Origin of the sequence: Streptomyces sp. NPDC058653 (assembly GCF_042716895.1) — a bacterium.
In the GTDB taxonomy this organism is placed as follows: domain Bacteria; phylum Actinomycetota; class Actinomycetes; order Streptomycetales; family Streptomycetaceae; genus Streptomyces.
This window is the reverse complement of sequence record NZ_JBHXRM010000026.1, coordinates 109,530-119,427: the sequence shown is the minus strand read 5'-3', so window position 1 is coordinate 119,427 and position 9,898 is coordinate 109,530. Positions and strand designations below refer to the sequence as shown.

The following is a 9,898-nucleotide window of genomic DNA, read 5'->3' as shown; positions in this document are numbered from 1 at the left end:
ACGAACGGGCGCTCGCTGCCCGCCAGTTCCTCTCCGAGGGCCGCGAGGGCGGCGGGGTGGGGGGGGGGGGGCGGCGCGGGGGGGGCCCCCCCCGGGGGGGGGCCCGCGCTCGGGGCGCGGGCCCCCCCCCGCCGCACGTCGGTTGTGGGCTCCTGGCGGGGCCGCTGGTCGGCCGCGACGATCTTCATGCCAGACAACGGGAGGACCGCCGCTGCGGGATCTACTCGGAGTACTCGCCCTCGGTGAGGTGGCGACCCCAGGTGGTGTGATTGCCGGTCTCGTCAGCCGTCTGGTAAGCGATCTGTGCGTGGAAGCATCCAGGGGTGGCACCGTGCCAGTGATTCTCACCTGGCTCGATGTAAACGCGGTCACCCGGCCGGATTTCCTCGACCGGCCCTCCCTCGCGCTGGACGAGGCCGACTCCCTCGGTAGCAAGAATCGTCTGGCCGAGTGGGTGGCTGTGCCATGCCGTATGGGCCCCAGGTGTGAAGTGGACAACTCCGCCCATGATCCGGGAGGGCGGCAGCGGCTTGCTGATCACGTCGATGTATACGTCCCCGGTGAACCCTTCGGCGGGGGCGACCATCGTTTCGAGTCCGTTCCTTACGACGTTCATCTTCGTCCTCCTGTATTGGTGTTTGTCCTCGATCGCGAGCGGACTGTCATCCGCAACACTTCACGCTGCCGCTCGGCCGGGGCTGAAGCGACACGACGGTGAAAGGGCGACAGACCGGGGATGTCCGGCAGCACCGGGGAGGCTCCACGCGTAGCCCCCGCTCCGTATCGCCAGCCGGGCACTGCCGGCTCATCCGCAACGGTGAGCGAGCACTTTTCGGTGTCCGCAGCGGCTCCGGCCGCCGCTCGCGGGAATCTGGGAGGGCCGGGGGCGGTGTCGTTGGTCCGGTACAGGGCCCGGTCGGGGTTTGGCGGTGCTGGAACGCTCCGGCGATGGCCCCGGCGGGGCGGCGCGCGTTCCCGTGCTCCTCAGCTCAACAGCAACTCGGGCCGTTCGCCCTGCCCTTGACATCTCCTGGCGCACAGGCTCCTGAGATCCGTGACATTCACGAACACCGATCGCGTCGAGACGGGCAGTTGTAGCCCGTGAACCTGCTCGTCGGCCAAGTCCCTTGCCGTAGAAGCGCTAAAGGCTATGTCGTCCAATCCCCTACTGCTTGACTAGTGGCAGCCGTTCCTGTGTCCGAGCCCGCGAGCTGCTCCCCGAGGCCGCCGAACACATGCGCGCGGGCCGCCTCGTAGCGAGCTCCCAGCCACCACGCAGCGCCTTGGGTACAAGTACTCGGGGTCGTACAGGAGCGAGCCGCAGCTTGGTCTGCGACCTGTTGCTTCTCCAGGTCGACAAGGAGAGGGTCGCGCGGTGACCGCACGGGCGAACGTAGATCTGTACGTTGTCGGTCCGGTCCGACAAGCTGGATGCTCAACTGCCTCAGCACCCGCGGTGCTCAGGCCAGCGGTCGACCCAGGCGGGCACGGGGAGGGCAAGCCGCTGCTCGGCCGCGTAGATCGCCGGGTTGTGTTCCTGGCCAGCACTCCCAGACACTCGGCACGGCTCGCAGTGACAGTGGTGCACTGGTCGCTGAAGCCAGGCGGGAGAGGACAGTTACCGTGCTCGCCCAAGAGGGCAACGGGGTACGCAGTTCGTACGGCGAAAGTGCGCGGTTCGTACGCTCCAGGCGATAGGGTGACGCGCTGGAGGTGTTCCATGTCCGAGTTGTTCGACGCGGTCGACGCACTGCTCGCGTCCCGTGCCACGCTCCCGCCCCCGGCGGAGCGTAAGCGGCTGCGTGCCGCGCACGGCCTGACGATCGACGAGGTGTCGACCGCGCTGAAGGTGCGGCGGGCCACGGTGTCCGGATGGGAGTCGGGCAAGACCGAGCCCCGACCGCCGGAGCGCGACGCCTACGCCCGGCTCCTGGACAAATTGGCGCGGCTCTACCCCGCCCCGGCGGACACGGCCGTGGCCGGGCCGGTGCCGGACGTCGCGGACCCGGACGCCGCCGTGCCGACTCCGTTCACCGGCACGCCCGCTCCTGTCGCGGACCCGTCACCCCCGTCCACGGAATCCGCGCCCCAAGATGCTTCAGCGAACACCCAGAAGAGCACCGGGTCTGTTTCTGCCGCCCCCGCGGGCAAGCCGATCGCGCCGCCTACGGCGAGCACCATCAGGCCGTCGTCGCCGACGCGGCGGCCGGGCGCGAAGAAGGCAGCCCCGGCCCACACCCCGGCAGGCGAGACCGACCCCCGGTTCGAGAACGGGCCACTCGCGGTCATCGACATCGAAGACCTGAAGACGCTGGCGTACTGCACCGGCGGCCTGGTCCTGGACGTGCCCGCCAAGAGCCTGCCGGCCCTGGTGGACTGGACGCTCAAGGAGGCGAAGCTCGGGGCGCCGAGACTGTCCGGGCCGGGCAAGCCGGCCGACCCACTGCTCGTGCTGACCGAGGCCGCGCTGGAACGCTACGGCCTCCCGGCCTCCCTCACGGAAGAGGAGCGGCTCGCGGGCAGGTTGCCGGAGGGCCACAAGGTCATCAAGCAACTGGTTCGCGCGGACTGGAAGCTGACGAAGCGTGGTTTCGGGCCATGGGCGCGGATCTACCGCCCCGCGACCGGTTCGGAGCGGGCCTGCGCCCAGTTGTGCATCCCGTCCTGGCAGGCGCTCGACACCCGGCACTGGGGGCACGCCGGGCGTCTGCCGCCGGCGGAACTCGCCCGGCTGCTGGGGACGTACGCGTCACGGGTGATGACGCCGCGCGGCTCGACCGCCGTCACGGGCCTGGAGCTGATGACCGCGCTGCACCCCCCGACTAGGGCCTCTGAACCGGACGGCTCGGGGAAAAGGCACTCCGAGCACAACCCCGGCTCGCTGGGGAAGGACCCGGTCGACCCGGCCCCGTGCGAGGCCCCCGACGGCCACCCCGTCCTGGCGGACCTCCCCCGGTTCCACCTCCGTGGCCCTGCGGAAAAGCTGTTCGAGGAGGCGTACGACTGGGCGCGGCCGCTCACCGACGGCGAGTGCCTCCACCGCAACCTCGTGGGCATCGACGTCAACATGGCCTTTGCCGCCGGTGCCAACGGCCTTCCCCTCGGGCTCGGCGAGCCAACACACGCCAAGGCGCCCGTGTTCGACCCGAAGCTCCCCGGCTCGTGGCTCGTGGACCTGTCGCACGTGGACCTGTCCCGCGTGAAAGCCGGCAAGGACAAGTGGGTGGAGCTGGACGCCGGCCTGCTGCCGAGTCCGTTCACACCAAAGGGGGAACGCCCGGAGGGCCCGGCGTGGTACGCGACGCCCACCGTCGCCTACGCGGTCGAACTCGGCTACGAGGTGCGCCCGGCCGAGGCGTGGGTGCGGTACGACAACGGCCGCTACCTGGACGGCTGGTACACCCGGCTCCGAGACGCCTACCTCGCCACGATGGCCGACCTCGGCGTCGGACCGGACCTGTCCCCGGCCGACTTCCTCACGGCGATGGACGGCTACCGCGCCCGCGACCCGGAGCTGGCGATCGTGGTGTCTGCGGTCAAGGCCACCGTGAAGGGCGGCCTGGGCAAGCTCCGCGAACGCCCACGCGGCGAGGGATGGAAGCCCGGTCAGCCGTGGCGGGCCCTGTCCCGTCCGACATGGCGGCCGGACATCCGCGCCGCCGTCATCTCCCGCACCCGGATCAACCTGCACCGCAAGATCATGAAGCACGCGGCGTTCACTGGGCAGTACCCGGTCGCGATCCTGTCCGACTGCGTGGTGTACGCGGCCGACGGCGAGAGCCCGCTGGACTTCCTGCCCTACCGGGAGGGCAAGCCCCTGCCCGGCGGCTTCAAACTCGGCGTGAATCCCGGGCTCGTGAAGCACGAGGGCACGCAGAGCGTGCTGTGGGGCGAGGGAGTGAGGGAGCAGTTCAACGCCCCCGACCTCAATCTCGCCCGGTACATCAAGGACGGCACCGTCACCGACCAGGACAACGGGGAATAGCAGACGATGACCATCATCGGAGACGGCCTGGACGCCGCGGTGCAGAAGGCGTTCACCCGCCCGGCGCCGAAGAGCGCGGGGGCGCAGATGCGGTACCTGGTCAGACAGCTCAAGGGCACGAGGGCCGTTGCCCAGATGCTGCGGGTCTCCCAGCGCACCGTCGAGCGGTACGTGAAGGACCAGATCAGAAAGCCCCGCCCGGACCTCGCCGCGCGCATAGAGCGTGAGGTGAAGGCTCGCTGGCAGCCGCAGATCCGGGCCCGAGCCAAGGAGAAGGCCGCGACGACGGACGGAATCGTCATCGACACCCGGGCCCGCCTCGGCTACGTCGCCCCGATCGGATCGACGGACGAGGACCGCGTCCGGGACCTCACCGTCGCTCTGCCGCCCCACCATGCCGCGCGCCTCTTCGACGCCCAGGAACAGGGCGCGTCCGACCAACGCCTCCAGGAGATCGCCGCCGAAGCGCTCAAAGAGGTCTACTTCCAGGACGGAGGCCGCCGCGCCGGCTCCCTCGAACAGGTGCGCTTCACCAACATCGAACGCCTGCAATTCGACCTCTAGATCCTGAACAGCGAGTGCGCCCCGGGCCGTTCACGGTTCTGGGGCTCAACTCGTATGCCTGTACGGGAAGCCGGGCTCTCTAAAACGATCACGGCCACAACGGCCGCCAGCGCAGCGGCGAGCGGGGGGCGCCTTCGGTGCGGGTACGGCTGCGGTACTCCTCGGCGGGGCGCAGGGGTCCGCAGTGGTGGATGTACGCGCGGTGGGCCTCGATGATGGCTTGGACGATAGAGGACGGCAAGCCGGAACGGATGGCGTCGGCGATGAAGATGCGGCGAAAGTCGTGGCCCGAAGTGAGCTGCTGAACCTCTGTCGTGAGTCCTTGTCGGGGAGGCTGGAGTCTCTTGAGACGGCGTAGGGGGCGGCATGCTGAGCGAGACGGTGTTCCGGAGTGATGAGGTGCCGGCGGCGGACCGGTTCGACTGCTGGCGTGAGTTGATCAGTCAGACGCATGCTCCGCTGGAACTTCACAGTGACCACCGGGCGGATTTCCGGGCATCTCAGCGTCTGCTGGACCTTGGTGCCGTCGCCGTGTGGCCGACAACCTTCCAGCCGGTGTGCTTTCGCCGGACACCCAAACTGATCCGGCGCTCCGATCCCGAGGGACTTCACCTCTCCCTGCCCCTGAACGGCACACTGCGCGTTACCAGGGGCGACGAGGAAGCCGTCTACGGCCCCGACAGCCTGTGCGTCGTCGACACCTCCCGCCCCGTCGACGTTCACGGGGGCGACGGCACAGGCTTACACACAGGAATAGGGCTGGAGGTCCCCAAAGCACTGCTGCCACTGCCCCGGACCCACCTCGACAAGGCTGCCGCCCTTCGGCTGCCCACACAGGACGGCTTCGGCGCCCTGCTGGCACACCTGCTCACCCAGCTGGCCCGGGGCGCCGACTCCTACCAGCCCGCCGACGCGCCACGGCTCGGAACAGTAATTGTCGACCTGCTGTCCGCACTCCTCGCCCACTCCCTGGAAGCCGACAACCTACTCCTCCCCGAGACCCGCCGACGCACCCTTGTCCTACGCATCCGCGCCTTCGTCCAGCAGCACCTGCACGATCCCCACCTGAACCCGCACACCATCGCCGCAGCGCACCACATCTCCCCCAGTTACCTGCACCGCCTCTTCGAGGACGAAGAAGAGACAGTCGCAGCCTGGATCCGCCTCCAGCGCCTGCAACGCGCCCGCCGCGACCTCGCAGAACCCAGCCTGCGCAACCTCCCCATCCACACCATCGCCACCCGCTGCGGCTTCACCGACGCCGCCGTCTTCTCCCGTACCTTCCGCTCCGCGTACGGCGTCCCTCCCAGCCATTTCCGTAGCCAGGCCCACTCCGAGTAGACGCAATGCCAAGCAGATGTCGACTCCCTGCCAACGACGCCCCGCCATCCGACTGCCAGCCTGATGGCGTCTCAGATACGCACCGTGGGCCGAGCGGGCGAGGTGGAGGGGCGCTGTCGTTTGTCGAAAAGCGTATGCACCGCCTGCCCCCCGTTACCTTTTTCGTGGCTGCGCAATGGGGCCTCCGGCCTTCGGGTCCGGCATGATTTCCCCCCTATGTTGTTCATGATCCGGGGGGTGGTGTCACCGGGTTCGAAGGCATCGACGGACCGCTGATGAGGGGCTTGAGCACCGGCTTCACCCAGGCCGGAAGAGCTCTCCGTAACGTGGATGTGGCTGCTCGGTGCCCTGGCAAGGCCGGACGAAAGCGTGATGGAGGGGCCTGCACGTGATCGATACCGGCGACATCGACGTCTTCCTCGGCCTGGACGTCGGCAAGGGCCAACACCACGCCACCGCCGTCACCCCAGCCGGCAAGAAGGCGTTCGACAAGCGGCTGCCCAACACCGAACCAAAGCTCCGCGAGCTCTTCGCGAAACTGCAGGCCAATCACGGAACGGTGCTGGTCGTGGTCGACCAGCCGGCCTCGATCGGAGCCCTGCCGCTCGCGGTCGCCGGGGACATGGGCTGCCCGGTCGGGAAGGGTGGGGCAGGAACGATCCCGTAGCGATCTTTGAGCCCTTCCGCTTCATCGCCATGATCGCCCCGGGCCCCTGCTGAAGATCGTCGGCCCCAAGGCGATCACACGGCACATGACCACGGACGCGCTCGACCACGCACAGGAGCCCAAGGAACTGCACTGGATCGACTGAGCCAGCCACGTCGACCTCTACGACAAGCCAGAGTATGTCGGTCCGGCGGTCGAGAAACTCGTCGGCTCTTTCGGCACGCAGTCCAAAGATGTTCGCACGGCTGCGAGCGTGTGAGCGCCTGCTTTCAATCCTGAGCTGGGCATTTGCCCAGCTCAGGTTTCCAATAGGCGGAGGGTCTGGGGTTGCTCCGGCGGCGACATCAGTGGTTCCGCTGAATGCCTTCCTGTGGTGATGGGAGGCAGCGGACTCAGTCCGAGGAATCTCAGTCGTCCCATGACCACCAAGCCGACCGACCTGATCAACACCTCCGCCCTCACCGAAGCGCTCGCCGCCATCGCGACCACCACTGATCGGTCACGTCGGCACCACTTGCGCCTCCTTGGAACACCCGAGGATCTCGCCCTCGTTGCCGGTGCCGTCGGGACCATCCCCGCGGGCGGGGAGCACCAGGTTGAACCTGTAGGCCCCGGCGGGGACCGAGTGCTCCCCGCGCCTGCGGGGATCGTCCGCCGTGAACGAGCCGCGTACCCCTGACCGATCGCCTGCTCCCGGCGTCCGAAGAGAGTCTGCTCAACGGCGTGAAACACGCCATCCACCGGACAGGCTATCTGCACATCATCGGCGACTGATCCGCTCGACCACCATGGGCATCAGCCCCGAGAGACAGCGGAGCCGGACATCGCCGTCCGCCCGCAGCATGACACCATGCGACGGTGTGGCCCCGCTGGGCGTCGACGGGCTGGGCCACACCGTTCTCTGAGGGCTACGCGGCAGATTCGTACTCCACGGTCTGGTGTCCGCAGCCTGCGGCGACGCCGCGCAGCCCGCGCCGAGCGGGACGGGAGGGACGGGAGGGAGCCGGACGGTTTCGCCGCCGTGCTAGCCGGAGTAATGGCCGACCGGGCCCGGAAGCTCCCGGCCACTGGCGGGCCCGCTGGCCAAAGGTCGCGGCCGCCGGGGCCGCCCCTCACTGGACTGTGGCGTAGGCCGGCCGCCGGTTGGCCGGAGGGGCGGCGTTCGTCGGCTCAGCATTTGTAGTCGAGGTAGTACTGGGCCATCTCCATGTCGAGGTCGGCCGCAGCCTCCACCCCCTGGACCTGCAACAGGTCGCAGATACTGGTCCGGGCATCGGTGCCGAGTCCGTCCCACGCCGTATCCCAAACGATCTGCTTCTCGGCACTTCCCGGGACCGGCTGGTCGACGTTCAGAGTATCGGCCGGCGGATCCGGCCGGGTGGTAGTGCTGTCATCGGGACTGTTGCTCCCACAGCCGGTGAGAGCGGCGAGGGCGAGTAACACAGCTGCGGATGTCATGCGGATACGCGTGCGCATAGTCCCCCCAAGGACGGTTGCCGAGGGGGCATCATCGCCTGCCGTGTGTGCGGCGTGAAGACAGCACGTCTGTTCTGTGGCGTGCGGTTCGCTGAACGCCACAGACGACGGACACTCTGCCCACTCTCACCCCGGCAACCCGGGCTTCCTCAGCAGCGCAGTGTCGAGGCGATCCGCCTCGCCGACACCCCCGGATGCCAGGCCGGGACAGTGCAGAGCACCGGGCCTGCTCCCCGACCCAACCCGGTCGGTACTTACAGACCGTCAGGAGCATCGTGCCGGGTTACCCCCGCGCCTGATGGGGACCCGGTGCTGTCCGGGCAGCAGCTGTAGGTCTTCGTGATGACGGACCAGCACCAACAGGCCATGGTGATGCCCTTGTGGGGGCAGCCGATGACGGTGTCGGTTCGTCGGCACGAGCGGGCCGGGCACGGCTGGCCTGCCCGGACCTGGGGGCCCGGCCGGCGAATTCCATGCCTTCTCCGCAGCGAGCCCTGCACCCGGAACGGGCCGGGAGCTACCGCGGCCCGGCCCGCGGGCGAGCGGGTGGCCAGCATCGTGCCGACTTCTCCGGACCCCCGGCCCGGGGCCGATGATCCAAGGGGGCAGCCTGCCGGCGTACCCGCCGTCGCCGCGGCCCGACGGCAGCCCGCAGCAAGGCTGGCCAGAGGGGAACACAGCGCCTGCCAGGAGCAGAGCATCGGGCCCCGGACAAGAGGCCCCGGCGGGTGCGCCCGTGACGGGCCGCCGGAGAGTCCGGCGGCCCGTCACGGCGTATTTCACCGGCCGGTCAGGAGGGGCGGCACAGAAGCGAATACCGTCTCGCCGGACTCCGCGACCACGCTCTTCCTCCAGAAAGCGGTGCATGCTTCCCGTACGACGTCGACTATCCCGCCGTACCGGGCCCCGAAATCGGCCAGAGCGGCGAAAGCCCTGTTCGCGTCGCCGAGTTCAGCGAAGTGCGCCGTGTAGAGAAAGTTGCCCGACTGCGAGATCTGCTCGTAATAGCCGAGCTCGCGAAGACATTGCCCCAACCTCATTTCGACCGGGCCGCGGGAGCTTTTGTGCCGGGCGATCCGCTGTTCCAGAGGCTCGCCCGAATACGGGCCGGCACGTCCCGCAATCTTGATGTGGACGTCCGCGGCCCGGCCGCAGTCAAGCCGAACACCGCTGAGCGCGGCCTCCCTGGCGGTGGTCGGCACCGCCACCTCACGGAAGGTGAGATTCCGGTACGGCAGACGGTCCGGGGCGTCGGGCGCCATACGCCGCGTCGGCAGTCTCCTGGAGTAGTCGCTGCGATACACCTCCGACTCGACGAATCCGAGTGCCCGGGGATGGTTCTCGACGAGTTCGCGGGCCCTGTCCGTCTTCTCCCGCAGGACGGCCGTCAGACGGCCTTCGCCGACGTGCGCCCGGTCCACCACGAACTGCAGGGTGAAGTTGTGGTGGTAGCCGGTCGGCTGGGCGCCGGCGAAGTTGTGCGGCTCGAAACCCAGGGCCACGAGCCCCGTCACGAGTTCCGCGTCCACCGCCGTCAGCCCGACGTGCGATTCGAACGTCGTGTGCTGTGCGGGGTCGGGCATACGCTGCCCGGTGATCCGCCGAACCGCGTCGGTGAGCCTCCCTCGCCTCTCAGGTGTGGTGAGAGCCTCCCTGGCGATCTGCGCGCAGAGTTCGTCGCTGAACGGTGAGAACGGCTGGCGTTCACTGCACAGCGGAAGTTCCTCCGCCGGATACGTGAACGATTTCATCTCGGCGACGACGGCGGAAAGAGATAATTCCGATCCGTCGACGGCCCACCCGCCGTCCGCTTTCCAAGAATTTGAACGAAGCATTCGTCACTCCTCTGCTCGACCTGGAAATAC

Annotated in this window: 8 protein-coding genes and 1 pseudogene; 5 read left to right on the top strand and 4 right to left on the bottom strand. The window is 68.7% G+C overall.

The genetic code is table 11. The features are described 5' to 3' along the window. Nucleotides 1-220: 220 nt before the first annotated feature. Nucleotides 221-616, bottom strand: coding sequence for a cupin domain-containing protein (locus ACFWU9_RS22450; protein ID WP_384321048.1), 396 nt, complete (start codon nt 614-616; stop codon nt 221-223). A gap of 1,104 nt (nt 617-1,720) precedes the next feature. On the opposite strand from ACFWU9_RS22450, the gene tap reads away from it, so the two are divergent. After that, nucleotides 1,721-3,985, top strand: coding sequence for a telomere-associated protein Tap (gene tap, locus ACFWU9_RS22445; RefSeq protein ID WP_384321046.1), 2,265 nt, complete (start codon nt 1,721-1,723; stop codon nt 3,983-3,985). A 6-nt stretch (nt 3,986-3,991) separates the two neighbouring features. Next, nucleotides 3,992-4,549: a telomere-protecting terminal protein Tpg gene (gene tpg, locus ACFWU9_RS22440; protein WP_384321044.1), complete on the top strand. Its 558-nt coding sequence runs from the start codon at nt 3,992-3,994 to the stop codon at nt 4,547-4,549. An 88-nt stretch (nt 4,550-4,637) separates the two neighbouring features. On the opposite strand, the gene ACFWU9_RS22435 is transcribed toward tpg, so the two are convergent. Further along, nucleotides 4,638-4,790, bottom strand: coding sequence for a hypothetical protein (locus ACFWU9_RS22435; RefSeq protein WP_384321043.1), 153 nt, complete (start codon nt 4,788-4,790; stop codon nt 4,638-4,640). Nucleotides 4,791-4,915: 125 nt separating this feature from the next. On the opposite strand from ACFWU9_RS22435, the gene ACFWU9_RS22430 reads away from it, so the two are divergent. The 3 genes and pseudogenes from ACFWU9_RS22430 (at nt 4,916) to ACFWU9_RS22420 (ending at nt 7,236) form a co-directional block, all read left to right on the top strand. Beyond that, on the top strand, nt 4,916-5,890 hold the full coding sequence (locus ACFWU9_RS22430) for a helix-turn-helix domain-containing protein (protein WP_384321041.1): 975 nt from the start codon (nt 4,916-4,918) through the stop codon (nt 5,888-5,890). Between the two features lie 391 nt (nt 5,891-6,281). Further along, a pseudogene (locus tag ACFWU9_RS22425) lies at nt 6,282-6,527 on the top strand (transposase); the annotation flags it as partial. 448 nt (nt 6,528-6,975) lie between these two features. Beyond that, nucleotides 6,976-7,236, top strand: a complete 261-nt coding sequence (locus tag ACFWU9_RS22420) for a hypothetical protein (RefSeq protein ID WP_384321039.1) — start codon at nt 6,976-6,978, stop codon at nt 7,234-7,236. Between the two features lie 491 nt (nt 7,237-7,727). Here the strand turns inward: ACFWU9_RS22420 and ACFWU9_RS22415 are convergent, their stop codons facing one another. Both ACFWU9_RS22415 and ACFWU9_RS22410 read right to left on the bottom strand, forming a co-directional pair. Next, the gene (locus tag ACFWU9_RS22415) at nt 7,728-8,033 is read right to left on the bottom strand and encodes a hypothetical protein (protein ID WP_384321038.1); all 306 of its coding nucleotides are present in this window, start codon (nt 8,031-8,033) and stop codon (nt 7,728-7,730) included. Between the two features lie 779 nt (nt 8,034-8,812). After that, nucleotides 8,813-9,868 carry a hypothetical protein gene (locus ACFWU9_RS22410; RefSeq protein ID WP_384321036.1) on the bottom strand — a complete coding sequence of 352 codons (1,056 nt, stop codon included), beginning with the start codon at nt 9,866-9,868 and terminating at the stop codon, nt 8,813-8,815. Nucleotides 9,869-9,898: the final 30 nt, after the last annotated feature.